This is a genomic window from Rhodococcus ruber NBRC 15591 (assembly GCF_001894945.1).
GTDB classification, from domain to species: domain Bacteria; phylum Actinomycetota; class Actinomycetes; order Mycobacteriales; family Mycobacteriaceae; genus Rhodococcus; species Rhodococcus ruber.
In genome coordinates this window covers 45,516-72,467 of the sequence record NZ_BCXE01000016.1, presented here as the reverse complement: position 1 = coordinate 72,467, position 26,952 = coordinate 45,516, and the positions used below count along the sequence as shown (strand labels likewise).

At 72.7% G+C, this 26,952-nt stretch carries 24 protein-coding genes and 1 pseudogene; 22 read left to right on the top strand and 3 right to left on the bottom strand.

The genetic code is table 11. The features are described 5' to 3' along the window. Positions 1-14: 14 nt before the first annotated feature. Positions 15-899 (top strand): oxygenase MpaB family protein, encoded by an 885-nt coding sequence (locus RR3_RS10675; RefSeq protein ID WP_225222418.1) that lies wholly within the window; start codon positions 15-17, stop codon positions 897-899. Positions 900-920: 21 nt separating this feature from the next. On the opposite strand, the gene RR3_RS10670 is transcribed toward RR3_RS10675, so the two are convergent. Continuing rightward, positions 921-2,141, bottom strand: coding sequence for a patatin-like phospholipase family protein (locus tag RR3_RS10670; RefSeq protein WP_010595137.1), 1,221 nt, complete (start codon positions 2,139-2,141; stop codon positions 921-923). A 72-nt stretch (positions 2,142-2,213) separates the two neighbouring features. Continuing rightward, on the bottom strand, positions 2,214-2,786 hold the full coding sequence (locus RR3_RS10665; protein WP_048773537.1) for a B-4DMT family transporter: 573 nt from the start codon (positions 2,784-2,786) through the stop codon (positions 2,214-2,216). Between the two features lie 101 nt (positions 2,787-2,887). Here RR3_RS10665 and RR3_RS10660 point away from each other — a divergent pair, with 101 nt between their 5' ends. The 18 genes from RR3_RS10660 (at position 2,888) to RR3_RS10575 (ending at position 23,053) form a co-directional block, all read left to right on the top strand. Beyond that, on the top strand, positions 2,888-3,982 hold the full coding sequence (locus RR3_RS10660) for a M24 family metallopeptidase (protein WP_010595135.1): 1,095 nt from the start codon (positions 2,888-2,890) through the stop codon (positions 3,980-3,982). 35 nt (positions 3,983-4,017) lie between these two features. Continuing rightward, on the top strand, positions 4,018-4,581 hold the full coding sequence (gene efp / locus RR3_RS10655) for an elongation factor P (RefSeq protein ID WP_010595134.1): 564 nt from the start codon (positions 4,018-4,020) through the stop codon (positions 4,579-4,581). Continuing rightward, complete coding sequence (gene nusB / locus RR3_RS10650; protein WP_010595133.1) at positions 4,582-5,091, top strand: transcription antitermination factor NusB; 510 nt, start codon at positions 4,582-4,584, stop codon at positions 5,089-5,091. A 191-nt stretch (positions 5,092-5,282) separates the two neighbouring features. Next, the gene (gene pyrR / locus RR3_RS10645; protein ID WP_010595132.1) at positions 5,283-5,882 is read left to right on the top strand and encodes a bifunctional pyr operon transcriptional regulator/uracil phosphoribosyltransferase PyrR; all 600 of its coding nucleotides are present in this window, start codon (positions 5,283-5,285) and stop codon (positions 5,880-5,882) included. Beyond that, positions 5,879-6,823 (top strand): aspartate carbamoyltransferase catalytic subunit, encoded by a 945-nt coding sequence (locus RR3_RS10640; RefSeq protein ID WP_017682105.1) that lies wholly within the window; start codon positions 5,879-5,881, stop codon positions 6,821-6,823. Before pyrR ends, RR3_RS10640 begins: the two co-directional genes overlap by 4 nt. A 65-nt stretch (positions 6,824-6,888) precedes the next feature. Next, positions 6,889-8,208 carry a dihydroorotase gene (locus RR3_RS10635; protein ID WP_010595130.1) on the top strand — a complete coding sequence of 440 codons (1,320 nt, stop codon included), beginning with the start codon at positions 6,889-6,891 and terminating at the stop codon, positions 8,206-8,208. Beyond that, positions 8,208-8,714: a PH-like domain-containing protein gene (locus tag RR3_RS10630; protein WP_017682104.1), complete on the top strand. Its 507-nt coding sequence runs from the start codon at positions 8,208-8,210 to the stop codon at positions 8,712-8,714. Before RR3_RS10635 ends, RR3_RS10630 begins: the two co-directional genes overlap by 1 nt. Positions 8,715-8,810: 96 nt before the next feature. Further along, positions 8,811-9,974, top strand: coding sequence for a glutamine-hydrolyzing carbamoyl-phosphate synthase small subunit (carA, locus tag RR3_RS10625; RefSeq protein WP_017682103.1), 1,164 nt, complete (start codon positions 8,811-8,813; stop codon positions 9,972-9,974). Continuing rightward, complete coding sequence (gene carB, locus RR3_RS10620) at positions 9,975-13,382, top strand: carbamoyl-phosphate synthase large subunit (RefSeq protein ID WP_017682102.1); 3,408 nt, start codon at positions 9,975-9,977, stop codon at positions 13,380-13,382. It abuts the gene before it with no gap. After that, entirely contained in the window at positions 13,379-14,203 is an 825-nt protein-coding gene (pyrF, locus tag RR3_RS10615; RefSeq protein WP_010595126.1) for an orotidine-5'-phosphate decarboxylase, read from the top strand. The genes carB and pyrF overlap by 4 nt, the downstream gene beginning before the upstream one ends. Before the next feature lie 411 nt (positions 14,204-14,614). After that, positions 14,615-14,935: an integration host factor, actinobacterial type gene (mihF, locus tag RR3_RS10610; protein ID WP_003935409.1), complete on the top strand. Its 321-nt coding sequence runs from the start codon at positions 14,615-14,617 to the stop codon at positions 14,933-14,935. A 67-nt stretch (positions 14,936-15,002) separates the two neighbouring features. Next, complete coding sequence (gene gmk / locus RR3_RS10605; protein WP_010595125.1) at positions 15,003-15,650, top strand: guanylate kinase; 648 nt, start codon at positions 15,003-15,005, stop codon at positions 15,648-15,650. Next, positions 15,647-15,949: a DNA-directed RNA polymerase subunit omega gene (gene rpoZ / locus RR3_RS10600; RefSeq protein ID WP_003935406.1), complete on the top strand. Its 303-nt coding sequence runs from the start codon at positions 15,647-15,649 to the stop codon at positions 15,947-15,949. Before gmk ends, rpoZ begins: the two co-directional genes overlap by 4 nt. Next, positions 15,946-17,229: a bifunctional phosphopantothenoylcysteine decarboxylase/phosphopantothenate--cysteine ligase CoaBC gene (gene coaBC, locus RR3_RS10595; RefSeq protein WP_010595124.1), complete on the top strand. Its 1,284-nt coding sequence runs from the start codon at positions 15,946-15,948 to the stop codon at positions 17,227-17,229. Before rpoZ ends, coaBC begins: the two co-directional genes overlap by 4 nt. 150 nt (positions 17,230-17,379) lie before the next feature. Then, entirely contained in the window at positions 17,380-18,594 is a 1,215-nt protein-coding gene (gene metK / locus RR3_RS10590) for a methionine adenosyltransferase (RefSeq protein ID WP_017682101.1), read from the top strand. 21 nt (positions 18,595-18,615) lie between these two features. Further along, the gene (locus RR3_RS10585) at positions 18,616-20,634 is read left to right on the top strand and encodes a primosomal protein N' (protein ID WP_010595122.1); all 2,019 of its coding nucleotides are present in this window, start codon (positions 18,616-18,618) and stop codon (positions 20,632-20,634) included. Positions 20,635-20,812: 178 nt separating this feature from the next. After that, positions 20,813-21,793: an esterase/lipase family protein gene (locus tag RR3_RS10580; protein ID WP_026138117.1), complete on the top strand. Its 981-nt coding sequence runs from the start codon at positions 20,813-20,815 to the stop codon at positions 21,791-21,793. A gap of 114 nt (positions 21,794-21,907) precedes the next feature. After that, complete coding sequence (locus tag RR3_RS10575; protein WP_064066451.1) at positions 21,908-23,053, top strand: phosphatase PAP2 family protein; 1,146 nt, start codon at positions 21,908-21,910, stop codon at positions 23,051-23,053. Here the strand turns inward: RR3_RS10575 and RR3_RS25150 are convergent. Further along, positions 22,953-23,312, bottom strand: a pseudogene (locus tag RR3_RS25150) (rhodanese-like domain-containing protein); the annotation flags it as partial. The gene RR3_RS10575 and the pseudogene RR3_RS25150 overlap by 101 nt on opposite strands. A gap of 248 nt (positions 23,313-23,560) precedes the next feature. On the opposite strand from RR3_RS25150, the gene fmt reads away from it, so the two are divergent. From fmt to RR3_RS10555, 3 genes are all read left to right on the top strand, one after another. Further along, positions 23,561-24,484, top strand: a complete 924-nt coding sequence (gene fmt, locus RR3_RS10565; RefSeq protein WP_048773532.1) for a methionyl-tRNA formyltransferase — start codon at positions 23,561-23,563, stop codon at positions 24,482-24,484. Continuing rightward, complete coding sequence (locus RR3_RS10560; protein ID WP_064066452.1) at positions 24,481-25,926, top strand: RsmB/NOP family class I SAM-dependent RNA methyltransferase; 1,446 nt, start codon at positions 24,481-24,483, stop codon at positions 25,924-25,926. Before fmt ends, RR3_RS10560 begins: the two co-directional genes overlap by 4 nt. A gap of 91 nt (positions 25,927-26,017) precedes the next feature. Further along, a complete protein-coding gene (locus RR3_RS10555) occupies positions 26,018-26,947 on the top strand; it encodes a 1-phosphofructokinase family hexose kinase (RefSeq protein WP_017682237.1) in 930 nt (309 codons plus the stop codon). Positions 26,948-26,952: the final 5 nt, after the last annotated feature.

The window sequence follows — 26,952 nt, the reverse complement described above, 5'->3', positions numbered from 1 at the left end:
GCGACGGAGGACGAATGAGGAATGTGACGATCGGACGGCAGGTCCGACGGGAAATCGAGCGTCTCGATCCGCTCCGCGACGATCGCGCCGTCGCTCGACTCTCGCTCGAGGTCCTGCACGGGAACGCGATGCTCGTCAACGCGTTGTTCACGGTGTCGTTCATCCGGCAGGTGGCCGTGCCCGGCATCGCGAAGATCCTGCACCGCCGCGGACGCGGCGACATCGTCGTCCGCACGGCGAAGCGCAACGACGACACGATGGTGTTCTTCGGCAAGTTCCTCGAACTCGGCTACGACACGTCCGAGGGGCTCGCATGGATCGAGCGGCTCAACGAGATCCACGGGCACTTCCCGATCCGCAACGAGGACTCGCTCTACACGCTCGCCACGCTCGTGCTCGAACCGCAGCGTATCGCCGCGCTCGTCGGGTCCCGGCCGTTCTCCGGGACGGAACTTCAAGCGCAGTGGCATTTCTGGCGCGGCGTGGCGGCCGCCCAGCGCATCACGGACATCCCCGGCTCCCGCGACGAGCTCGCGCGGTGGACCGCCGACTTCGAGGCCGCGGAATACGCGCGCACCGACGACGGGCTCGCCGTGACCCGGCGACTCGTCGACGACTTCGCGGACCGCTGGTTTCCGGGTCCGCTGCGACCGCTCGCGCCGGAGGTGCTGTCGACGTTCTGCGACGACCGCCTACGGGCCGTGCAGAGCCTGCCCGAGCCGCGGCCCGCTCTGGCCTACGTCGCGCGATCCGCGGTGCGCACCTACTTCGCCGCCACCGGGCTGCGGCCGGTACGGCGCGACCGCAGTTTCGTGGAGACCTTCGGGACGGCGCGGTACGGGCCCCGTGACCGGGATGCGGTGGGATATCGGCGCCCGGCCCCGGCGCGACGGCCCTGACCGCCCGGATCGGCGCGGGGATCAGGCCCGGAGCTCGGCGGCAGGCTGTGCGGTGCTCGGTTCGGCGCCGTGTTCGCGACCCAGTTCGGCGATCGCGCACGTGAATTCGGGATCGAACAGCAGGAAGCTGAGCAGGTCGCCGCGATCCTCGTCGTCGCCACCGATCAATCGTGCGACGACGGACGGCGCGGGGTTGCGCAGGAACCGGCGCACGGCGGGGCGGCGACGGACCACCCCTTCCGCGATCTCGGCGATCCGCCCGGCCTGGCCGGGCGGCGGGCCGGCGAAGTCGATCCCGATGGGACGGTCGGTGGGGGACACGGCTCGGGTCTGGGCGATGCGGGCATTGCGGAACTCGAGCGTGTGCAGGTCCTCGATCATCCGGTAGCCGAGCATCGCCCGCAGCGCCAGGGCCGCGACGCCGGCCACGTCGGGAGGTGCCGGTCGGCGCCTGCCGGTGCGCGCGGACACCGGCGGGGGCCACATCCGCGGCTGCGTCGCCACGACGCCGACGTCGTTCGCGCCGAGCACGAGCGCGGGCTTGATCGGGGTGTTGAGCAGCAGACCGCCGTCGATGTACCAGCCGGAGCGCTGCGGGGCGCACCGATCGGTGACGTGGATGGGCCGGAACAGGATCGGCACCGCGGAGGACGCCAGCAGGTGGTCGACGGTCAGGGTCGTCTCGACGTAGCTGATGTTGCGGCGGATGTCGTACTCGGGGAGCGGCACCGAGGCGTTCTTCTCCACGAACACCACCGTCCCGCCGGTGGCCACGGACGTCGTCGCGACCGCGACCGCGTCCACCAGCCCGGCCCGGATGTTCTCGTGCAGCCGGTCCCACGGCACCAGGCGCTGCAGGGTCCCCCGGATCGGGGTCGTGTCGAGCAGGCTGACGAGACGCGTGCGGGGAAAACCGATCGCCTGACCCAGGAACGCCGCGCCGGTGCCGAGCACGCTGTGCACCGACGAGTACACGTCGGACGAGACCACCCCGGTCCACAGGTCCACGAGCCGTTCGGCGGCCGTCGGCAGTCCCTCGTCGGCGAACGCGGCGAGCCCGACCACGTTGATGGCGCCGGCGCTGGTCCCGACGAGGATCCGGGGCGCTCCGTGGTGCCGCGTCATCCGGGGGAGCAGGGTCGTGATCGCGCCGGCTTGATACGCGCCGCGCGCACCCGCGCCCGCGACGACCAGCGCCGTCCGCCGGCGTCCGTGGGTGCCGCTCGTCCCGCGTCCGGCCATGGGCCGAACGGTACCTGCCCGCTCCGGGCCGCGGACCCGATTCTCCGCCAACGGTGCGGACCCGGGTAGGTGTCAGGGGCGGCGGTCCGGGTCGATCCGCTCGAACACCTCGGTGGGCGCGTCGTCGTCACGCCACCCCTGATCCGGGGCAGCGGACGCCGTGACCGGTGCCGGCCCGTCGTCCGGCTTCCCCGTCGCCGTCCCCGTCGCCGCAGACTTGCGCTGATCTCGACGCACCAGCAGCCGCCCGAGCATCACCGCGGCCGTCGCGGGAACGAACACCAGCAGCACGGTGAACGCCGCACCCGAGGTCAGTTCGAAGAACAGCGACTTGACCCCGACCTGGATCGGACCGACCGTGTCGATCAGCCACGTCAGCAGGCCGGCGGCGAGACCAGTGACCGCCGCGGCCTTCAGCCACAGCATCGTCAGGTCCGCCCCGTCCTCCGACTGCGGGTGCGCCCGCTGATCGCGGATCCCGTCGAGCCCGGCCCACACGATCGCGGCGAGCACGACGACGGCCAACGCGACCATCCGCAGCATCGAGCCTTGCAGCGGCCATTGCACCAGGGCGACCCCCAGCAGGACCCGTACCAGCACGTGCACGAGGGTCAGGCCGAGCCCGCGAAGCAACCAGGGTTTCATGTACCTCAGAGTAACGTCTGGATCGGCGCGGATGTGTCCCGCCCCACATTCGTGACCGTCGACGGCCGTCCCGGCTGTCGGCGCGGGAGTACGTTGACCCCATGTCCGCCGATCACTCCGCCCGCCGCGCCGCGCTGCGCCGGTTGCTCGCCGACCGCGACCTCGATGCGCTCCTGGTGACCGACCTGCTCAACATCCGCTACCTCACCGGATTCACCGGCTCGAACGCCGCGCTGCTCGTCACCACCGACGACGACCTCGACGAGTCCCGCACCGTCGTGTGCACCGACGGCCGCTACCTCACCCAGGTCGCCGCGCAGGTGCCCGATCTGCGGGCCGAGATCGCCCGCGCCAGCGCCGATCACCTGGTCCGTTCCGCGGCGACGCCGGCCCGGTGGGGCTTCGAGAGCCATGTCGTCACCGTCGACGCGCACGTGCGCTGGGCGGGGCTGGACAGCCCGCTCACCCTCACCCCCGCGCCCGGGCTGGTCGAGCAGTTGCGCATGGTCAAGGACGAACACGAGGTCGGGCTGCTCGCGGCGGCGTGCGCCGTGGCCGACCGGGCACTGGCCGATCTCGTCGCCGCCGGCGGCCTGCGCCCGGGCCGCACCGAACGGCAGGTCGGCCGCGATCTCGAGGCCCGCATGCTCGACCACGGCGCCGACGGCATCTCCTTCGAGACGATCGTCGCGACCGGGGCGAACTCGGCCGTGCCGCACCACCGGCCCACCGACGCCGTGCTCGCCGCCGGCGACTTCGTCAAGCTCGATTTCGGTGCACAGGTCGGCGGATACCACTCCGACATGACCCGCACCTACGTCCTCGGCCGGGCCGCCGACTGGCAGCGTGACGTGTACGACCTGGTCGCGCGCGCCCAGGCGGCCGGGCGGGCGGCGCTCGTGCCGGGCGTCGACCTGGCCGCCGTGGACGCCGCGTCCCGCGACGTGATCGCCGCCGCCGGCCACGGTGAGCTGTTCCTGCACGGACTCGGCCACGGCGTCGGTCTGGAGATCCACGAAGCACCCGGAATCGGCCAGGCCGCGACCGGTACACTTGCCTGCGGTGCGGCGGTGACCGTCGAACCGGGCGTGTACTTCTCCGGGCGCGGAGGCGTGCGGATCGAGGACACGCTCGTGGTGCGTGAGCAGGGACCGGAGCTGCTCACACTCACCGACAAGACATTGACCGTCGTATAAGGGCGGTACCTCGACTCTAGGAGACGCGAAACCAAGTGGCCGATACCAGCGATTTCAAGAACGGGCTCGTGCTGAAGATCGACGGTCAGCTGTGGCAGATCATCGAGTTCCAGCACGTCAAGCCCGGCAAGGGGCCGGCGTTCGTCCGCACGAAGATCAAGAACGTGCTCTCCGGCAAGACCGTCGACAAGACCTGGAACGCCGGCGTGAAGGTCGAGACGGCCACCGTCGACCGTCGCGACATGACGTACCTGTACCACGACGGCACCGACTACGTCTTCATGGACGGCGAGACCTACGACCAGATCTCGATCAGCGAGGAGACCCTGGGCGGCGGCGCCCGATTCCTCCTCGAGAACATGCAGGTGCAGGTGGCCACCCACGAGGGCACCCCGCTGTTCGTCGAACTGCCCGTCACCGTCGAACTCGAGGTCACCCACACCGATCCCGGCCTGCAGGGCGACCGCTCGACCGGCGGCACCAAGCCCGCGACCCTCGAGACCGGCGCCGAGATCCAGGTGCCCCTGTTCATCAACACCGGTGACAAGCTCAAGGTCGATTCCCGTGACGGCAGCTACCTCGGGCGAGTGAATTCCTGAGTGTCCGGTACGCAGAAGAAACTCGGAGCCCGGCACAAGGCGCGTAAGCGCGCCGTGGATCTGCTGTTCGAGGCCGAGGCCCGCGACATCGATCCGGTCGGTCTCGCCGCCGACCGGATCGCGCTCGCCGTCACCGACGACCAGGTCGCGCAGATCCCGCCGTACACGCAGACCGTCGTGCGCGGCGTGGCGGAGCGACTCGACGAGCTCGACCAGGTGATCGCCGAGCACCTGCACGACTGGACGCTCGAGCGGCTGCCCGCCGTGGACCGGGCGATCCTGCGCATCTCGGTGTGGGAGCTGTTCCACGCCCCCGACGTGCCGCCGGTGGTGGCCGTCGACGAGGCGGTCGAGCTGGCCAAGCAGCTGTCCACCGACGATTCGCCGGCCTTCGTCAACGGCATCCTCGGTCAGATCGTGGCGCTCGCCGACCAGGTGCGTGCCGCCGCGGCGGCCACCTCGTCGCGCGCCGCCGACCCGGCCGGGCAGCGGGACTCCGAGCGGCCCTGACAACGCAGCGGGAGCGGGCCCGGCCGGCGACGGAGGTCGCCGCCCGGGCCCGCTCGCCGCTTCGGGGACCCCGGCCTGTGTCGGGCCTCACCCCGCATCCGTGTCTGGCGGGCACCGGCCGCTGCTAGGCTGGAGCACCGTCAGGCATCCTTTAACGATCCGTCCAGCGAGGCGGAGAAGGAGGTCGCAGTATGGCCATGTCCGAAGACGGGTCACCGGCATCCCCGCCCGGTCCGGCCCGCGAATTGCTCTCCGCAGCCGACGTCGGTCGCACCGTCGCCCGCATCGCGCACCAGATCATCGAGAAGACCGCGCTCGACGCCCCCGCGGGTGAAGCCCCCCGCGTCGTCCTCGTCGGCATTCCCACCCGCGGCACCACCCTCGCGCACCGGCTCGCCGAACGCATCGCCGAGTTCTCCGGGGTGCGCGTGCCCGTCGGCTCCCTGGACATCACCCTCTACCGCGACGACCTGCGCACCAAGCCGCACCGGCCGCTCGAGCGCACATCGGTGCCCGAGGGCGGCGTCGAGGACGCCCTCGTCGTCCTCGTCGACGACGTCCTGTTCTCGGGTCGCTCGGTGCGCGCCGCCCTCGACGCCCTGCGCGACCTGGGCCGGCCCCGCGCGGTGCAGCTCGCCGTCCTGGTCGACCGCGGGCACCGCGAACTGCCGCTGCGCGCCGACTACGTCGGCAAGAATGTCCCCACCGCCCGCGCCGAGGACGTGCGGGTCCTGCTCACCGAGCAGGACGACCGCGACGCCGTGGTGATCTCCGGAGGCAAGATTTCGTGAAGCACCTGCTCTCCATCGCGGACCTGACCGAGCAGTCCGCGACCGAGCTTCTCGACGAGGCCGAACGGTTCGAGCAGGCACTGCTCGGCCGTGAGGTGCGCAAGCTGCCGACCCTGCGCGGCCGCACCGTGATGACGGTGTTCTTCGAGAACTCCACCCGCACCCGGGTCTCGTTCGAGGTCGCCGGCAAGTGGATGAGCGCCGACGTCATCAACGTCAGCGCGTCGAGTTCGTCGGTCGCCAAGGGCGAATCGCTGCGCGACACCGCGCTGACCCTGCACGCCGCCGGCGCCGACGCCCTGATCGTGCGGCACCCCGCGTCGGGCGCCGCGCACCGGATCGCCGAATGGACCGGCGACGGCGACGGCGGGGGACCGGTGGTGATCAACGCCGGCGACGGCACCCACGAACACCCCACGCAGGCCCTGCTCGACGCGCTCACCCTCCGGCAGCGGCTCGGATCGATCGCCGGCCGGCGCATCGCGATCGTGGGCGACATCCTGCACAGCCGGGTCGCGCGCTCCAACGCCCTGCTGCTGTCCACGCTCGGGGCCGAGGTGGTGCTCGTCGCGCCGCGCACGTTGCTGCCGGTGGGCGTCGAGACCTGGCCCGTCACCGTCTCCCATTCCCTCGACGCCGAACTGCCCGGCCTCGACGCGGTGCTCATGCTGCGGGTGCAGGCCGAACGCATGAACGGCGGGTTCTTCCCGTCGGCGCGCGAGTACTCGATCGGCTACGGGTTGTCGGAGAAGCGGCTGGCGATGCTCGCCGAGCACGCCGTGGTGCTGCACCCCGGCCCGATGCTGCGCGGCATGGAGATCGCCTCCGCGGTCGCCGACGCCCCGCAGACCGCGGTGCTGCAGCAGGTGAGCAACGGCGTGCACGTGCGCATGGCCGTGCTGTTCCGGCTGCTCGTCGGCACGGAGAGCGCAATCGCATGACCGACGCGTATGCGGACCGGACGTCCGCGCAGAAGACGAAGAACAGTGGGACAGGAGAAGATTCGGTGTCGCCGCAGGTGCTCATCCGCAACGTGCTCGTCTACGGGGAGGGTGCGCCGACCGACGTGCTGCTCGGCGACGAACAGATCCTCGCCCTCGGCCCCGACCTCGAGGCGAGCCCCGACGCCGAGGTGATCGACGGCGCCGGACGGATCCTGCTGCCCGGCTTCGTCGACCTGCACACGCATCTGCGCGAGCCCGGCCGCGAGGACACCGAGACCATCGACACCGGATCCGCGGCCGCGGCGCTCGGCGGCTACACCGCGGTGTTCGCGATGGCCAACACCGACCCCGTCGCGGACTCCGTCGTCGTCACCGACCACGTGTGGCGACGGGGGCAGGAGGTCGGCCTCGTCGATGTGCACCCCGTGGGTGCCGTCACCGTCGGGCTCGCCGGCACGCAGCTCGCCGAGATGGGCACCATGGCCGCCGGCGTCGGCCGCGTCCGGATGTTCTCCGACGACGGGCACTGCGTCCACGATCCGCTGATCATGCGGCGGGCGCTGGAGTACTCGAGTTCGCTCGGGGTGCTCATCGCCCAGCACGCGGAGGAGCCGCGGCTGACCGCCGGGGCCGTCGCGCACGAGGGGCCCACCGCGGCGCGTCTCGGGCTGGCCGGCTGGCCGCGCGCGGCCGAGGAGTCGATCGTCGCGCGCGACGCCCTGCTCGCCCGGGACGCCGGGGCCCGCGTGCACATCTGCCACGCCTCCACCGCCGGCACCGTCGAACTGGTGAAATGGGCCAAGGCACAAGGGATCCCGATTACCGCCGAGGTGACCCCGCATCATCTGATGCTCGACGATTCGCGGCTCGAGACCTACGACGGCATCAACCGGGTCAACCCGCCGCTGCGCGAGCGTTCCGACGTCGAGGCGCTGCGCCGCGGACTGGCCGAGGGCGTGCTCGACTGCATCGCCACCGACCACGCCCCGCACGCCGAGCAGGACAAGTGTTGCGAGTTCTCGCAGGCCCGGCCCGGCATGCTGGGGCTCGAGACGGCCCTGTCGATCGTCGTCGAGACGATGGTCCGTCCCGGGCTGCTGGACTGGCGCGGCGTCGCGAAGGTGATGAGCGAACGGCCCGCCGAGATCGTCGGCCTCGACGACCAGGGGCGCCCGCTCGAGGTGGGCGAGCCCGCCAACGTGGTGCTCGTCGACCCCGACGCCGAATGGACGGTGCGCGGACCGGAGCTGGCCTCGGTGGCGCACAACACGCCGTACGAGGCGATGACGCTGCCCGGCAAGGTCGTTGCGACCGTGCTGCGCGGCCGCATCACCGCACTCGACGGAGCGGTCCGGCCCGGCACCGGAAGCGGGGTGCGGTGATGGACCGCCTGTGGCTCACGCTCGGCTTCGTCGCCCTGTGGGTGGTGCTGGTCCTGCTGATGTGGAAGGGCTGGCGCGGCCGCGGCCGCCGCCAGGCCGAGGCCGTCGGTGCCCTCCCGCCGGTGCCGGCCGAGCTGGGGGAGCAGCTGGTGGCCCCGAGCACCGGCCTGTACGTGGGCAGTACCCTCGCGCCGAGCTGGCAGGACCGGATCGCCGTCGGCGACCTGGGCCACCGCGCGGCCGGCGAGATCAGCCGCTACCGCGCCGGGGTGCTGCTCGAACGGGACGGCGCCTCGCCGATCTGGATCCCGCAGGACTCGATCCGAGCGGTGCGCACCGAACGTGGCCTCGCGGGAAAGGTGATGACCAAGGACGGGGTGCTGGTGATCCGCTGGCAGCTGCCGTCCGGCACCGAGATCGACACCGGATTCCGCGGCGACGACAAGACCATCTACCCCCAGTGGGTGCAGGAGACGAACGAGAATCACCGGGACAGTGACAGCTAGGACGACAGCCTGGACGGCTGGTACAGCGACGACGGCACGCGAGATTTCGGCTGATGCGGCGAGCTCCGGTGAGGTCGAGCAGAACGGAGAGAACGCATGAGCGGCAACAACTTCGACACGGACACCGCGATACTGGTGCTCGAGGACGGTCGCACGTTCCGCGGCACCGTCTTCGGTGCGGTGGGCCAGACCCTCGGCGAGGCGGTGTTCAGCACCGGCATGACCGGCTACCAGGAGACCCTCACCGACCCCAGCTACCACCGGCAGATCGTGGTGTCCACGGCCCCGCAGATCGGCAACACCGGGTGGAACGCCGAGGACAACGAGTCCGTCGGCCCCACCGGTGACCCCGCCGGCGCGAAGATCTGGGTCGCCGGGTACGTCGTGCGCGACCCGTCGCGCCGCACCTCGAGCTGGCGCGCGGCCGGCTCCCTGCAGGACGAACTCGAGCGGCAGAACATCGTCGGCATCGCCGGGATCGACACCCGCGCCCTGGTGCGGCATCTGCGCACCCGCGGCTCGATGCGGGCGGGTGTCTTCTCCGGCGACGCCCTCGCCGACGACGCCGAGCTGCTCGACCGGGTCCGGAGCCAGCCGTCGATGCTCGGCGCCGACCTCGCCGGCGAGGTCACCACCACCAGCGGCTACGTCGTCGAGCCCGACGGCGAGGCCCGCTTCACCGTCGCCGCGATCGACCTCGGCATCAAGACCAACACCCCGCGGATGTTCGCCGAGCGCGGCATGCGCGTGCACGTGCTGCCCTCCACCGCGACGCTGCACGACATCCTGGACCTGAAGGCCGACGGCGTCTTCCTCTCGAACGGTCCCGGGGATCCGGCCACCGCGGACGGCGCGGTGCACCTGACCCAGGAAGTGCTCGGGCAGGGACTGCCGCTGTTCGGCATCTGCTTCGGCAACCAGATCCTCGGCCGCGCCCTCGGTCTGGGCACCTACAAGATGAAGTTCGGGCACCGCGGCATCAACATCCCGGTCATCGAACACGAGACCGGGCGGATCGCGATCACCGCCCAGAACCACGGCTTCGCGCTCGAGGGCGAGGCGGGCCAGGAGTTCGACACCCCGTTCGGCCGGGCCGTGATCAGCCACACCTGCGCCAACGACGGCGCCGTCGAGGGCGTGCGCCTGCTCGACGGGTCCGCCTTCTCCGTGCAGTACCACCCCGAGGCGGCGGCCGGCCCGCACGACGCCTCCTACCTGTTCGACCGGTTCACCAGCATGCTCGAGGGAGAGAAGAACTAGATGCCACGCCGTACCGACCTCTCCCACATCCTCGTCATCGGCTCCGGCCCGATCGTCATCGGCCAGGCCTGCGAGTTCGACTACTCCGGCACCCAGGCGTGCCGCGTGCTGCGCGAGGAAGGCCTGCGGGTCTCCCTCGTCAACTCCAACCCGGCCACGATCATGACCGACCCGGAGTTCGCCGACTCCACCTACGTCGAGCCCATCACCGCCGAGTTCGTCGAGAAGGTCATCGCCGCCGAGCAGGCGAAGGGCACCCCGATCGACGCGGTGCTCGCCACCCTCGGCGGGCAGACCGCGCTCAACACCGCCGTCGCCCTGCACGAGCAGGGCATCCTCGCCAAGTACGACGTCGAGCTGATCGGCGCCGACTTCGACGCCATCCAGCGCGGCGAGGACCGGCAGAAGTTCAAGGACATCGTCGCCAAGTGCGGCGGCGAGTCCGCGCGCTCGCGGGTCTGCTACACGATGGACGAGGTGCGCGACACCGTTGCCGAGCTCGGCTACCCCGTCGTGGTGCGCCCGTCGTTCACCATGGGCGGCCTCGGCTCCGGCATGGCCTACGACGAGGCCGACCTCGAGCGCATCGCCGGCGGCGGCCTCGCCGCGTCGCCCACCGCGAACGTGCTCATCGAGGAGTCCATCCTCGGCTGGAAGGAGTACGAGCTCGAGCTCATGCGCGACGGCCGCGACAACGTCGTGATCGTCTGCTCCATCGAGAACGTCGACCCGGTGGGCGTGCACACCGGCGACTCGGTCACCGTCGCCCCCGCCATGACCCTGACCGACCGCGAATACCAGAAGATGCGCGACCTGTCGATCGCGATCCTGCGCGAGGTCGGCGTCGACACCGGCGGCTGCAACATCCAGTTCGCGATGGACCCGCGCGACGGTCGTCTCGTGGTGATCGAGATGAACCCGCGGGTGTCGCGGTCGTCCGCGCTGGCCTCGAAGGCCACCGGCTACCCGATCGCGAAGATGGCCGCCAAGCTCGCCATCGGCTACACCCTCGACGAGATCGTCAACGACATCACCAAGGAGACGCCGGCCTGCTTCGAGCCGACGCTCGACTACGTCGTCGTCAAGGCTCCGCGCTTCGCGTTCGAGAAGTTCCCCGGCGCCGACGGCACCCTCACCACCACCATGAAGTCGGTCGGCGAGGCCATGTCGATCGGCCGCAACTTCACCGAGGCCTTCGGCAAGGTCCTGCGGTCCCTCGAAACCAAGCGTTCCGGGTTCTGGACCGGCCCCGAGGTCGAGGCGGCCGATCTCGGCACCCTCCTCGGCGAGCTCGAGGTCCCGCACGACGGCCGCTTCTACGGCATCGCCAAGGCCTTCGAGCTCGGCGCCACCGTCGAGCAGCTGTTCGACGCCACCAAGATCGACCCGTGGTTCCTCGATCAGATCCAGCAGATCGTCGAGCTGGGGGAGACGGTGCGCGCCGCCGAGACGTTCGGGGAGCGGGAACTGCGCTTTTCCAAGCACCACGGCTTCTCCGACCGGCAGATCGCGGCGCTGCGCCCCGAACTCGGCGACGAGGACGCGGTGCGGGCCCTGCGCGAGCAGCTCGGCGTGCATCCGGTGTACAAGACCGTCGACACCTGCGCCGCCGAGTTCGAGGCCAAGACCCCGTACCACTACTCGACGTACGAACTCGACCCGGACGCCGAGACCGAGGTCGCCGAGCAGCGCGAGCGGCCGAAGGTGCTCATCCTCGGCTCGGGCCCCAACCGCATCGGTCAGGGCATCGAGTTCGACTACTCGTGCGTGCACGCCGCCCTGACCCTGTCGCAGGCCGGCTACGAAACCGTCATGGTCAACTGCAACCCCGAGACGGTCTCGACCGACTACGACACCGCCGACCGTCTCTACTTCGAGCCGCTCACCTTCGAGGACGTCTTCGAGGTGTACCGGGCCGAGTCGCAGTCCGGCACCGTCGCCGGGGTCATCGTCCAGCTCGGCGGCCAGACCCCGCTCGGGCTCGCGCGACGGTTGAAGGCCGCCGGGGTGCCGATCGTGGGCACCAGCCCCGAGGCCATCGACCTGGCCGAGGACCGCGGCGAGTTCGGCCGGGTGCTCACCGAGGCGGGCCTGCCGGCCCCGAAGTTCGGCACCGCCACCACCTTCGAGGGCGCCCGCGACATCGCCGCCGGCATCGGCTATCCGGTGCTGGTCCGTCCGTCCTACGTCCTCGGCGGGCGCGGCATGGAGATCGTCTACGACGAGAACGCGCTCGAGAGCTACATCTCCCGCGCCACCGAGATCTCCGAGGACCGGCCCGTGCTGGTCGACCGCTTCCTCGACGACGCGGTCGAGATCGACGTCGACGCCCTGTGCGACGGCACCGACGTCTACATCGGCGGCATCATGGAGCACATCGAGGAGGCCGGCATCCACTCCGGCGACTCGTCGTGCGCGCTGCCGCCGATCACCCTCGGGCGGTCCGACCTCGAGAACGTGCGCCGCTCCACCGAGGCCCTCGCGCACGGTATCGGCGTCAAGGGCCTGCTCAACGTGCAGTACGCCCTCAAGGACGACGTCCTCTACGTGCTCGAGGCCAACCCGCGTGCCTCCCGCACCGTGCCGTTCGTCTCGAAGGCCACCGCCGTGCAGCTCGCCAAGGCCTGCGCGCGGGTCATGATGGGCGAGAGCATCGCCGACCTGCGCGCCGAGGGCATCCTGCCCGCCCACGGCGACGGCGGGCACGCCCCGGTCGACGCCCCGGTCGCGGTGAAGGAGGCGGTGCTGCCGTTCAACCGGTTCCGCCGCGCCGACGGCACCGGCATCGACTCGCTGCTCAGCCCGGAGATGAAGTCCACCGGCGAGGTCATGGGCATCGACGACGACTTCGGCACCGCGTTCGCCAAGAGCCAGACCGCCGCCTACGGTTCGCTGCCCACCTCCGGCTCGGTGTTCGTCTCGGTCGCCAACAAGGACAAGCGGTCGCTGATCTTCCCCGTCAAGCGGCTCGCCGACCTCGGCTTCCGGGTGCTCGCCACCATCGGCACCGCGGAGGTGCTGCGCCGCAACGGCATCCCGTGCGAGCACGTGTACAAGGTGTCGGAGGAGGAACGGCCCGAGGGGGCCCACACCATCGTCGAGAAGATCCGCGCCGGTGAGGTCGACATGGTGATCAACACCCCGTGGGGCAACTCCGGGCCGCGCATCGACGGCTACGAGATCCGCACCGCGGCCGTCGCCGCGAACATCCCGTGCATCACGACCGTGCAGGGTGCCTCCGCGGCCGTGCAGGGCATCGAGGCCGCCATCCGTGGCGACATCGGGGTCCGTTCCCTGCAGGAGATGCACGCCGGGCTCCGGGAGGACCAGGGCAGCCTCCGCGAGGACGCCGGGGCGTCCGGCGGCGTCGGAGGGCTGCGCGACGGACTCGCGGACACGGCGTCGTGACGACGTTCGGGCAGCGTCTGCACGCGGCCCTCGCCGAGCGCGGGCCGCTGTGTGTGGGCATCGACCCGCACCCGGAACTGCTCGCGGCGTGGGGGCTGCCGGTCGACGTCGCGGGCCTCGAGCGGTTCGCCGGGACGTGTGTCGACGCGTTCGCCGGGCGGGTGGCCCTCGTCAAGCCGCAGGTCGCGTTCTTCGAGGCGTTCGGTGCCGCGGGCATCGCGGTGCTCGAGCGCACCGTGACGGCCCTGCGCGGCGCCGGCACCCTCGTCCTTGCGGACGCCAAGCGCGGCGACATCGGCTCGACGATGGACGCGTACGCCCGCACGTGGCTGACCGATGCGTCCCCGCTGGGCTCCGACGCGGTCACCGTCTCGCCGTACCTGGGGTTCGGCGCGCTCGAGCCCGCGCTGCGCCTCGCCGTCGACGGGCGCGGGGTGTTCGTCCTCGCCGCCACCTCCAACCCCGAGGGCGCCCAGGTGCAGCAGGCGCGCACCGCCGACGGGCGCAGCGTCGCGCAGGTGATGGTCGACGAGGCCGCGGCCCGCAACGCCGGCGCCGACACGCTCGGCTCCGTCGGCGTCGTCGTGGGCGCGACCCTCACCCGGGCACCGGACCTGAGCGCGCTGCACGGCCCGATCCTGATGCCCGGGGTGGGCGCCCAGGGCGGCACCGCGGAGGACGTGCGCCGGCTGGCGGGCGACCGCCTCGACGCCGTCGTGCCCAACGTCTCCCGCGAGGTGCTGCGGGCGGGCCCGACGCCCGCGGCGCTGCGCGACGCCGTGTCCCGCACCGTGGACGCGTTCGCCTTCCTGCGGGCCTGACGGCCCCGGACATCCGGCCCGGATCCGGCTCCCGGCTCCGGGCCGGATGTCCGTTCCGGTGCAGGTGGGAGCCCCCCGACACGCTCGTGCGCGGAAATTTTTCCGGGCCGTTTCCGGCGTGGACGCGCCGGCGCCGGCGCCGGCCCGCAGACCGGCACCCGCGCCGGGCCGAACTGCCATCCACAACGCCGCTACCTGCGGCGATGCCGGGTTCGCCGAGGTGAGGGGCGGTGCCTACGTCCCCGGGCCGGACCCGCCCGCGGGCCACGCTGCGGGCGCACTACCGCACGTGTTTTCGAGCCGAAACGCCGGGGGGTGGGTTCGCAATCGTCGTCCGGCGTGAGTACGGTCGCTATCGCCGCTGGTTAACCGGCGGATGAGACTGATTGCCAACGATGAGACGGAGGAACCGTGGCCCTTCCCCAGCTGACCGACGAGCAGCGCGCCGCTGCTCTGGAGAAGGCGGCTGCTGCCCGTCGCGCCCGGGCTGAGCTCAAGGACCGCCTGAAGCGCGGCGGCACCGACCTCAAGCAGGTCCTGGCCGATGCCGAGAACGACGAGATCCTCGGCAAGATGAAGGTGTCCGCCCTGCTCGAGGCCCTGCCGAAGGTCGGCAAGGTCAAGGCGCAGGAGATCATGACCGAACTCGAGATCGCCCCGACGCGCCGCCTGCGCGGCCTGGGCGACCGTCAGCGCAAGGCGCTGCTCGCCAGGTTCGACTTCGACGCCTGAGCGACCGGTGGTAGCTGACGCACACACCGTGTCGGACAGCGGTTCCACGACGCGGAGGGGCCGGCTGGTGGTGCTGGCCGGCCCCTCCGCCGTCGGGAAGTCCACCGTTGTCCGCCGGCTCCGCAGCCGGGTGCCCGACCTGCTGTTCAGCGTGTCGGCCACCACCCGCGACCCCCGGCCCGGCGAGGTGAACGGGGTGGACTACCACTTCGTCAGCCGCGACGAGTTCGATCGGATGATCGAGTCCGGGGACCTGCTCGAGTGGGCCGAGATCCACGGCGGGCTGCAACGCTCGGGCACCCCCGCCGGTCCCGTGCGGGACGCGCTCGCCTCGGGACGCCCCGTGCTCGTCGAGGTGGACCTGACCGGCGCCCGCTCCGTGCGCGCCGCCATGCCGGAGGCCGTGCTGGCCTTCCTGGCGCCGCCGAGCTGGGATGTGCTGGTCGCCCGCCTCACCGGCCGCGGCACCGAATCGGACGAGGTGGTCCGCCGCCGGCTCGAGACCGCCCGGACCGAACTCGACGCCCGCGACGAGTTCGACACGGTGATCGTCAACGAGGACGTCGACCGCGCCTGCGACGAATTGGTATCCTTGTTGGTCGGTCCCCGCGACGATCGCCCCGACCGTCCGCAGCCGATCACGACCTTCCCCGCCTCGAACCCGAATCCCGGGCCCCACCAGAGCTCCGGAACGACACAGGAGAACACCGAGTGAGCAGCACCCAAGCAGCCGTGTCCGACACCGCCGGCCACGACCTGCCGGCCTACGACACCCCGCTGGGCATCACCAACCCGCCCATCGACGAGCTGCTCGAGCGCACCTCCTCGAAGTACGCGCTGGTGATCTACGCAGCCAAGCGTGCCCGGCAGATCAACGACTACTACAACCAGCTCGGCGACGGCATCCTCGAGTACGTCGGCCCGCTCGTCGAGCCCGGCCTGCAGGAGAAGCCGCTGTCGATCGCGCTGCGGGAGATCCACGCAGACCTGCTCGAGCACGCCGAAGGCGAGTGAGCCAGCGCGCCGCGGGCACCGCGGACCACTCGGAATTCGCGCAACGCCGCCGCATCGTCGTCGGCGTCGGTGGCGGCATCGCCGCCTACAAGGCCTGCGCGCTGATCCGGGCGTTCACCGAAAGTGGACACCACGTGCGGGTCATCCCGACGGACTCGGCGCTCGAGTTCGTCGGCCGCGCCACCTTCGAGGCCCTGTCCGGCAACCCCGTGCACACCGGCGTGTTCGCCGACGTGCCGCAGGTTCCGCACGTGCGGCTCGGACAGGAGGCCGACCTGGTGGTCGTCGCCCCCGCCACCGCCGACCTGATGGCCCGCGCCGCCCACGGCCGTGCCGACGACCTGCTCACCGCCACGCTGCTCACCGCGCGGTGCCCGGTCGTGTTCGCGCCTGCGATGCACACCGAGATGTGGGAACACCCGGCGACGGTGGACAACGTCGCCACGCTGCGCCGCCGCGGCGCCGTCGTCGTCGAGCCCGCCTCCGGCCGGCTCACCGGGCACGACACCGGCGCCGGCCGGCTCCCCGAACCCGAGGAGATCTTCGGACTGGCGTCGCTGCTGCTCGAACGACCGGACGCGTTGCCGCGGGATCTGACCGGGCGGCGCATCGTCGTCTCCGCCGGCGGCACCCGCGAACCGCTGGACCCGGTGCGGTTCCTCGGCAACCGCAGCTCCGGCAAGCAGGGCTATGCCCTCGCCCGGCTCGCCGCCCAGCGCGGCGCCGACGTCACCCTCGTCGCCGGGGCGGTGGCCGGGCTGGCCGATCCCGCCGCGGTGGAGGTGGTGCAGGTCCAGACCGCCGCCCAGATGCAGGCCGCGGTCACCAAGCATGCCGCCGGTGCGGACGCGGTCGTCATGTCCGCCGCCGTCGCCGACTTCCGGCCGAGCACCTTCGCCACCAGCAAGATCAAGAAGGGCGCGGGCGAGCCGGAGGCGATCGCGCTGACCAAGAACGAGGACATTCTCGCCGGGCTGGTCGCCGCCCGCACCGAGGGCACGCTGCCGGCGAGCACCGTCATCGTCGGTTTCGCCGCCGAGACCGGCGACGCCGAGGGCGACGTCCTCACCCACGCCCGCGCCAAACTGGCCCGCAAGGGCTGCGATCTGCTGGTGGTCAACGCCGTCGGCGACGGGAAGGCGTTCGAGGTCGACCACAACGACGGGTGGCTGCTGGCGGCAGACGGTTCCGAGACCGCCCTCGCGCACGGCTCCAAGGCGCTGATGGCCAGCCGCGTCCTCGACGCACTGCGCCCGCTGCTGGCGCAGGACCGGTCGTGACCCTGGCAGCGGCGCGCCCGTGACGTCGGGGGCGGCGCGCCCGTGACGTCGGGGGCGCGCCCGTGAGCGAAAGTCTCGCGTCGGCGCGGCCGGAACAGTAGCGTCGCCCATATCGTTCGAGCTAGACACAACCAGTCGAGAGGGAGTTCCGTGAGCAAGACCGGCGGTCGGCTTTTCACCAGTGAGTCCGTGACGGAGGGACACCCGGACAAGATCTGTGACGCGATCAGCGACTCCGTCCTCGACGCGCTGCTCACCGAAGACCCCCGCGCCCGCGTCGCGGTCGAGACCCTCGTGACCACCGGGCAGGTGCACGTGGTCGGGGAGGTCACCACCTCGGCCTACGCGGACATCCCGAAGATCGTGCGCGACCGGGTCCTCGAGATCGGCTACGACTCGTCCTCGAAGGGTTTCGACGGCAACTCCTGCGGGGTCAACATCGCCATCGGCGCGCAGTCCCCGGAGATCGCCGGCGGCGTCGACGTCTCGCACGAGGCCCGCACCGGGGTGCTCACCGACGACGAGGTGGCCCGGCAGGGCGCCGGCGACCAGGGCCTGATGTTCGGCTACGCCTGCTCGGACACCCCGGAACTGATGCCGCTGCCGATCGCGCTGGCGCACCGGCTCTCGCGCCGGCTCACCGAGGTCCGCAAGAGCGGGGTGCTGCCGTACCTGCGGCCGGACGGCAAGACCCAGGTCACCATCGAGTACGACGGCGACCGCCCGGTCCGCTTGGACACCGTGGTGATCTCCACCCAGCACGCGGCGGACATCGACCTGAACAACCTGCTCACCCCGGACCTGCGTACCCACGTCGTCGAGGCGGTGCTGGCGGACCCGAGCCTCGCGGGCCTGGACACCACCGGCCTGCGGTTGCTGGTGAACCCGTCCGGGTCGTTCGTGCTCGGCGGCCCGATGGGGGATGCGGGCCTGACCGGCCGCAAGATCATCGTCGACACCTACGGCGGCATGGCCCGGCACGGCGGCGGCGCGTTCTCGGGCAAGGACCCGTCGAAGGTGGACCGCTCGGCCGCCTACGCGATGCGGTGGGTCGCCAAGACCGCCGTGGCCGCGGGCCTGGCCGGCCGGCTCGAGGTGCAGGTGGCCTACGCCATCGGCAAGGCCGCCCCGGTGGGACTGTTCGTCGAGACGTTCGGCACCGAGAAGACCGACCCGGCACGGATCCAGCAGGCGATCACCGAGGTGTTCGACCTGCGACCGGGTGCGATCATCCGGGACCTGGACCTGCTGCGGCCGATCTACGCACAGACCGCCGCGTACGGGCACTTCGGCCGCACCGACATCGACCTGCCGTGGGAGAACACCGACCGGGCCGAGAAGCTGCGCGCCGCCGCCGGTCTGTAACCCGACCCCTCGACGGTCCGGGTGGCCACCGACAGGACCGCGGCCGAGACGGATCCGGTGGCGCGGATCCTGCCGCTGCTGCCGTTGCCGCACCTCGACCGCGAATTCGATTACCTGATCCCGCGTGAGCTCGATGCCGAGGCGCGACCGGGCGTGCGGGTGCGCGTCCGGTTCGCCGGCAGGCTCGTCGACGGCTTCCTGCTGTCCCGCGCGCCGACCAGCGAGCACACGGGCCGGCTCGGCTGGCTCGACCGGATCGTCTCGCCCGAGGTCGTCCTGACCCCCGAGATCGCCGCCCTCGCCGACGCCGTCGCCGCCCGCTACGCCGGTACCCGAGCCGACGTGCTGCGACTCGCGGTGCCCCCGCGGCACGCCCGGGTCGAGGCGGAGGACCCGCCACCCGCACCGCCCACCGCGGCACCGGCCGTCGACCGGATCGCCTGGTCCCGATACCGCCACGGCGAGAACTTCCTCGACGCCCTCGCCGCCGGCCGCGCCCCCCGCGCGGCCTGGCAGTCCCTGCCCGGAGAGGACTGGCCCCGTCGCCTGGCCGAACTCGCGGCGGCGGTCGCCGCCACCGGCCACGCCGCGGTGCTCGTGGTGCCCGACCAGCGCGACCTCGACCGGGTCGTGACCGCCTGCGCCGACATGGCCGGCGCCGACTGCGTCGTCGGGCTCGCCGCCGGGCTCGGTCCGGCCGTGCGCTACCGGCGCTGGCTCGCGGCGCTGCGCGGAACCGCCCGCATCGTCGTCGGCACCCGGGCCGCGGTGTTCGCTCCCACCCCCGCCCTCGGCCTGCTCGTGGTGTGGGACGACGGCGACGACCTGCACTCCGAGCCCCGGGCGCCGTACCCGCACGCCCGAGAGGTGGCGCTGCTGCGAGCCCACGCCACCGGTGCCGCCGTCGTCCTGGCCGGGCACGCCCGCACCGCCGAGACCCAGGCCCTCGTCGACACCGGATGGGCGCACGACCTCGCCGCCCCCCGCGACGTCGTCCGTGCCAGCGCCCCCAAGATCACCGCCCTCGCCGACAGCGACCAGGCCCTCGCCCGCGACCCCGCCGCCCGCGCCGCCCGCCTGCCGGCCATCGCCTTCGCCGCCGCCCGCGCCGCCCTGGGCGCCGACCGCGGGGTGCTCGTGCAGGTGCCCCGCCGCGGCTACGTGCCTGCGCTGGCGTGCGCCAAGTGCCGGACCCCGGCCCGCTGCCGGCACTGCAACGGCCCGCTCGCGTTGCCGCAGGCCGCCGGCCCGGACGGTGCCGCGACCCCCGCCTGCCGCTGGTGCGGCATCGCCGACGCCACCCACCGCTGCCACGCGTGCGGTGCTCGTGCCCTGCGCGCCGTCGTCGTCGGCGCCGGGCGCACCGCCGAGGAACTCGGCCGGGCGTTCCCCGGTGTCCCGGTGGTCACCTCCGGTGGGACGGAGGTCAAAGCCACCGCCCCGGCGGGACCGGCGCTCGTCGTGGCCACGGTGGGCGCCGAACCCGTCGCCGCCGGGGGGTACGGCGCGGCGCTGCTGCTCGACGGGTGGGCCCTGCTCGGCCGCGCCGACCTGCGGGCCGCCGAGGAGACGATGCGTCGCTGGCTCACCGCGTCGTCGCTGGTGCGGCCCTTCGCCGACGGCGGCCAGGTCGTCGTCGTCGCAGACGCCGGCATCCCCACCGTGCAGGCACTGGTGCGGTGGGACCCGATCGGGCACGCGCAGTCCCAGCTCGCCGAGCGCGCCGAGGTCGGCTTCCCGCCGGCGGTGCACATGGCCGCCGTCGACGGCACCGCCGCCGCAGTCGCCGACCTGCTGGCCGCCGCGACGCTCCCGCCGGAGGCGGAGGTGCTCGGGCCGGTGCCGTTGCCGCCGGGGGAGCGGCTGCCGTTCGGGGCCGACGATCCCGAGCCGGACGAGGTGCAGCGCATGGTGATCCGGGTGCCGCGCGGCCGGGGCCTCGCGCTCGGCCGCGCCCTGCGTGAGGCGCAGGCCGCCCGCAGTGCCCGCCGCGGCGAGGGGGCGTTGCGGGTGCAGATCGATCCGCTGCGCGTCGGGTGACGGCCGCCACGGCCTCCGGCGCCGCGCGGAGGATCGCCCCGGGTGGCAGGACGGGAAGAACCCCCCGTCACCTGCGGAAAGATGACATGCCGGTGGGGCGCACCTGTGTCACGATAGGTCCCGAGGGGTCGATTCTGGTGACGGGAGCCCGGCTGCGGGCGAGCCGGAGGGAGGGGCCGTGAACGGCGCACGCAGGATTGCCGGGGCGCTGGCCGGTATCGCGGTGGCCGCCGCGGCCGTCACGGGCGCCGCGGCCGTCACCGCCGCGCCGGGGTCGTCGGCGTCCGTACCCGTCGACCCGGGCCCCGTGGCCACCACCCACGCCCAGGCCGCCGGCTACGCCGAGGAGCATCCCGGAACGGCGCCGGCGCGGTCGAACGACTTCGGGTGCGTGCCGTCTCCGGAGTATCCACGACCGGTGGTGCTCGCCCACGGCACCGACTCCAACTCCTACTCGGACTGGGCCGCGGTCGCACCGATGCTCGCCGATGCCGGATGGTGCGTGTTCGCCCTCGACTACGGCAAGGCCGACGGTGCCGACGAGTACGGCACCGGCGACATCCGGGTCAGCGCCGCGCAGCTCGGGACGTTCGTCGAGCGGGTGCGTGCCGGCACCGGCGCCGACGAGGTCGACCTCGTCGGCTACTCGCAGGGTGCGACCGTCGCGCGGTACTACGTCAACCGGCTGGGCGGCTCGGCCGTCGTGGACCGCTGGGTGGGGGTGGCCTCGCCGAGCTACGGCGGCACCTTCTACGGGCTCGGCGCCGCGGTCGTGGCCGCTCCGGGCGCCACCGGCGCGGTCGAGGACTTCTTCTCGGTGGCCCTCGCGCAGCAGCTGCAGGGCTCCGAGCTGCTCACCGAGCTCAACACCCCGGTCGACACCGTTCCCGGCGTCCGCTACACCACCATCGGATCCCGCGTCGACGAGGTCATCCAGCCGGCCACCAACGTCGCGTTGCGCGGACCCGGGGCGGTCAACCTGATGATCCAGGACCTGTGCCCACCGGATCAGACCGGGCACTTCAACATGGTGTACGACCCGTTCTCGCTCACCGTGATCCGGCACGCCCTCGACCCCGAGCGGTACGCCCCCGGCGAGTGTGTCCCGGTGCGGCTCGGCACGGGCATCCCCGAACTGATCATCGAGAGCAACTCCTGAGCCGTTCCGTCCCCGGGGCGTGTCCGGTACCCCGATCATGGGTATGCGGGCGGCACGAGCCCCTGCGGACGACGGTCACCGGCGCCCGGGACGGCGCGCCGAAGGGAGGTAGCGGTGAACGCCCCCTCGCTTCCGGCCCGGGCTCTCGCGGTGATGCGGGCGCCGCAGCTCGTGCCGCCGCGGCAGTACCTCCGGGTGGCCGCGCGGTGCGGGTACCTCATCGCGCTGGTCGGCACCGTCGTCACGATGGGCATCCCCGCCGACCGGGTGTACCAGGCGGCCTGGATCGTCGCCGGGCTGATCGCCTTCGCGATCGACCGGCCGTGGCGCGGGCACGTGCGCGTCGTCGTCGACTGGTTGCCCCTGGTCGCGGCGCTCGTGGTCTACGACCACACCCGTGGCATCGCCGACGAACTCGGCCTGCCCGTTCGAATACACGAACTGGTCGCCGTGGAGAGCTGGCTGTTCGGCACGGTCCCGACGGTGTGGCTGCAGGAACGCCTGCTCGGCGCGGACGGGGAGCGGCCCGGCTGGACGATGCTCACCTCGGTCGTCTACACCAGCCATTTCCTCGTGCCGTGGTTGCTCGCGGCCGTGCTGTACCTGCAGTCGCGGGCGCGCTGGGCCGGATACATGCGACGGGTGCTGCTCCTGTCGTACTTCGGGCTGATCACCTACATCCTCGTGCCGGCGGCCCCGCCGTGGTATGCGTCCGAGGTGGGCGTCCTGCCGGAAGGCGTCGGCCGGGTCACCGGCTTCGGGTTCGGCGTGGTGCCCATCGACGTCGGCACCCGATGGTTGGAGGCGCAGGGCAACCCGGTCGCCGCGCTGCCGTCGCTGCACTCGGCATTCGCCCTGCTCGTGGCGGTCGCCCTGTGGCCGATCGCGCGGCGCGCCTGGATGCGGGCCCTGCTGGTGGCGTTCCCGCTGGCCATGGCCTTCACGCTCGTCTACGGCGGCGAACACTACCTGGTCGACGTGCTGCTCGGCTGGGGTTACGTCGGGCTCGCCGTCCTGGCCGCCCGAGCCTGGGAGGCGCGCCGCGGGGCGCGGCGTGCCCCGCAGGTCAATCCACCTGCTCCAGCGGCATCGCCAGCGTCACCCAGTCGTGCAGGCCACCGCGGTAGTACGCCAGCGCGGACGCCGGGTATCCCGCCTCGAGCAGCTCCCGGATCGCCATCGGGGACTGCGGACACTGCGGGCCGTTGCAGAACAGGATCGACACCCGGGACGGATCGAGCCGGTCCCGCAGCTCCGTGATCCGGCCGTGCGGCAGATTGATCGCGCCCGGAATGGACCTGCCCTTGCGTGAGTCCGGGACCCGGGTGTCGACGAGCACCGCTCCGTTCGCGACCAGCTCGGTCAGTTCCAGCTCGCCGACGGTCACCACCCCGGGCGCGCACTGCAGCGGCTGCAGCTCGCCCCACGTGGTGTCCACCAGGACCACGTCCTGCTCCTGCGCCGCCGGCCAGGGCACGCCCGCGGGATCCGCCGAGCGCACCCGGGGAGACCGTTCCATCCGTTCTCGCGTCTCTGCCATCGGCTCAGCCTATCGACGCGGCGCGGCGGGTGCCGGGATTCGTCACGCCCGGCCCGGCCCGTCGGGTTCGCGGACGGCTGTCACCGCCCGCAGGCCCGGTCCCTAGACTGAGGGCACCATTCGTCGTCGAGATCCGGGAGCAGCATTCGTGAACAGTTCGGTCGGCCCAGCACGGTCCTCGTCCCGGGGCCGGGGCCTCGTTTCCCGCCCGCGGACGGGCCGCTGACGTGCGGCTGGTGTTCGCCGGGACCCCCGAACCGGCCGTACCGGCCCTGCGCCGCCTGCTCGACTCGCCGCGCCACGAGGTGGTCGCGGTGGTGACCCGGCCCGACACCACCGCCGGCCGCGGACGGCGCGTCGTCCGCTCGGCCGTGGGGCGGCTCGCCGACGAACACGGCATCGAGGTCCTCACCCCGGAGCGGCCCCGCGACCCCGACTTCGTCGCCCGGCTGACCGAACTCGCCCCCGACTGCTGCCCGGTCGTCGCCTACGGCGCGCTCATCCCGCAGCCGGTGCTCGACATCCCGAAGTTCGGCTGGGTGAACCTCCACTTCTCGCTGCTGCCCGCCTGGCGCGGCGCCGCGCCCGTCCAGGCCGCGCTCGCCGCGGGGGACGAGGTGACCGGCGCGAGCACGTTCCGGCTCGAGGCGGGCCTGGACACCGGCCCGGTCTACGGGGTGGTCACCGAGACGATCCGGCCCGACGACACCGCGGGAGATCTGCTCGCCCGGCTCGCCGACTCCGGAGCCGTGCTGCTCGAATCGACCCTCGACGGCCTCGAGGACGGGATGCTCACGGCGGTGCCCCAACCCCCGGACGGCGTCTCGCACGCCCCGAAGGTCACCGTCGAGTCGGCTCGGGTGAGCTGGGACCGTCCCGCACACCTCGTCGACCGCCACATCCGTTCGGTCACGCCCGCACCCGGGGCCTGGACGATGATCGGCGACCTGCGCGTGAAGCTCGGACCCGTGACCGGCACCGACGAGACCCTCGCGCCCGGGCAGATCCTGGCCCGCAAGGACGGTGTCCTCGTCGGCACCGGCAGCACCGCCGTGCGACTCGGGCAGGTCCAGCCGCCCGGTAAGAAGACGATGGCGGCCGCGGACTGGGTTCGCGGCGCCCGCCTCGACCCGGAGGTACGCGCCCAGTGACCGAGTCCCGCCGCCCCGCCCGCCGGTCCCGCCGCGGGCCCGGGGACCGCAACAACAAGCCCCGGCAGGCCCGCCGGCCGTCGCCCGCCGAGGCCGGCCTCGACCAGGCTCGGCTCGCCGCCCGGGACGTGCTGCGCGCCGTCCGGGAGCGCGACGCCTACGCCAACCTGGTGCTGCCGGCGCTGCTGCGCGAGCGACGACTCGACGGGCGCGACGCCGCCCTGGCCACCGAGCTGACATACGGCGCCGCCCGCGCCCAGGGCCTGCTCGACGCCGTGATCGCCGCGTGTGCCCACCGGCCCGTCACCGAGATCGACGGGGCGCTGCTGGACACCCTGCGGTTGGGCACGTATCAGCTGCTGCGGACCCGCATCGCCCCGCACGCGGCCGTCGCGACGAGTGTCGACATCGTCCGCGGCGAATTCGGCCACGGCAAGTCCGGCTTCGTCAATGCGGTGCTGCGCCGCGTCGCGGAGAAGCCGGAGGAACAGTGGATCGCCGAGCTCGCCCCCGACCCGGCTCGCGACCCGGTGGGACACCTGGCCTTCCGGTATGCGCACCCGGAGTGGATCGCGAAGGCCTTCGCGGTCGCGCTCGTCCCGGACGCCGGGGAGCTCGAGGAGGTGCTCGCGGCGGACGACGCCCGACCGGTGGTGCACCTGGTGGCCCGCCCGGGGGTGATCACCGCGGAGGAACTCGCGCTGGCCACCGGTGGCGAGATCGGGGCCTGGTCGCCCTACGCCGTGCATCTCGATGCCGGCGGTGATCCCGGCAAGCTCGACGCCGTGCGCGAGGGCATGGCCGCAGTGCAGGACGAGGGCAGTCAGCTGGTGGCGCGGGCGCTCACCCTCGCCCCCCTCGACGGGCCCGACCACGGCCGGTGGCTGGACCTGTGTGCCGGCCCGGGCGGCAAGGCCGCCCTGCTCGGCGCGCTCGCCGACATCGACGGCTTCACCGTCGACGCCGTCGAACCGGTCGAGCACCGCGCCGAACTGGTCCGCAAGTCCACCCGCGGCCTCCCCGTGACGGTGCACGTGGCCGACGGCCGCGAGCCCGGCCTGGGGCCCGGCTACGACCGCATCCTGGTCGACGCGCCGTGCACCGGGCTCGGCGCCCTGCGTCGCCGGCCCGAATCCCGGTGGCGGCGCAACCCCGGCGACGTCGCCGAGCTGGTGCGGTTGCAGAAGCAGCTCCTCGCCTCGGCGATCGGGCTGCTGCGGCCGGGTGGGGTGGTGCTGTACGCGACGTGCTCGCCGCACACGTCCGAGACCCTCGCCGTCGTCGCCGACGCCGTCCGGCGGCACCGGGTCGAGCAGCTCGACACGCGCGAGCTCGTGCCCGGCGTGCCGCGTCTCGGCGACGGTCCGTCCGTGCAGCTGTGGCCGCACCGGCACGGCACCGACGCGATGTTCATGGCCGCGCTGCGCGCCCCGGCGAGCTGACCGGCGAGCTCGCCGCGCGAACGCCGGGAGAATCGGTCCGCGCTCGGATACGGTCGGACGCGACCCGCCCGCTCCCGGCAGGAGGCACGTCGTGCCCGACATCGTCACCGTGACCATGAACCCGGCGCTCGACATGACCACCTATACCGAGCAGGTGCGGCCCACCAGCAAACTGCGCTGCGAGGCGCCGCGACTCGAGGCCGGCGGCGGCGGGATCAACGTCGCGAAGGTCGCCGGGGTGCTCGGTGTCTCGGCCGCAGCGGTGTATCCGGCCGGCGGCCCGACCGGGGACATGCTTTCGGCGCTGCTGTCCGGCGGCGGCGTCGACAGCCGGCGCATCGACATCGACGGCATGACCCGGGAGTCGTTCACGGCGATCGAGCGCAGCACCGGCCAGGAGTATCGGTTCGTGCTGCCCGGCCCGGAGCTGAGCGTGCGGGATCAGGAACGGTGCCTGGACATGCTCGTCGAGACCGCCACCGGTGCGCGGTACGTCGTCGCCAGCGGCAGCCTGCCGCCGGGTGTGCCGGGCGAGTTCGTCCAGCGCGTGGCCGACGCGGCCACCGATGCCGGCGCCCGCTTCGTCCTCGACTCGTCGGGGGACGCGCTGCGCCGCATCAAGTCCGGTGTGCACCTGGTCAAACCGAGCCTGCGGGAGCTGCGCGAGTGGGTGGGCCGGGAACTGCGCACCCCGCACGAACAGGCCGCGGCCGCCCACGAGCTCGTCGACGCCGGCATCGCCGAGGTCGTGGTGGTCTCGCTCGGGCCGGACGGGGCGCTGCTGGTCTCCGCCGACACGACCGCGCGGGTGAAAGCGCTGGACGTGCCCGTGCGCAGCGCCGTCGGCGCGGGCGACAGCATGGTCGCCGGACTGGTCGTCGGCTTGCTGCGGGGGCGGTCGCTGCGCGACGCCCTGGCACTGGGCATCGCCGCCGGCTCGGCGGCGCTGCTCACCCCGGGCAGCCAGGTTTGCCGGCGCGAGGACGTCGAACGGTTCGACGTCCTCGCGCGCGAGCGGTGACACCC

Bases quoted from the DNA above. Each gene is read 5' to 3' on its own strand.
- RR3_RS10675 (WP_225222418.1), top strand. From the start codon at position 15: ATGAGGAATGTGACGATCGGACGGCAGGTCCGACGGGAAATCGAGCGT.
- RR3_RS10670 (WP_010595137.1), bottom strand. From the start codon at position 2,141: ATGGCCGGACGCGGGACGAGCGGCACCCACGGACGCCGGCGGACGGCG.
- RR3_RS10665 (WP_048773537.1), bottom strand. From the start codon at position 2,786: ATGAAACCCTGGTTGCTTCGCGGGCTCGGCCTGACCCTCGTGCACGTG.
- RR3_RS10660 (WP_010595135.1), top strand. From the start codon at position 2,888: ATGTCCGCCGATCACTCCGCCCGCCGCGCCGCGCTGCGCCGGTTGCTC.
- pyrR (WP_010595132.1), top strand. From the start codon at position 5,283: ATGGCCATGTCCGAAGACGGGTCACCGGCATCCCCGCCCGGTCCGGCC.
- RR3_RS10630 (WP_017682104.1), top strand. From the start codon at position 8,208: ATGGACCGCCTGTGGCTCACGCTCGGCTTCGTCGCCCTGTGGGTGGTG.
- carA (WP_017682103.1), top strand. From the start codon at position 8,811: ATGAGCGGCAACAACTTCGACACGGACACCGCGATACTGGTGCTCGAG.
- carB (WP_017682102.1), top strand. From the start codon at position 9,975: ATGCCACGCCGTACCGACCTCTCCCACATCCTCGTCATCGGCTCCGGC.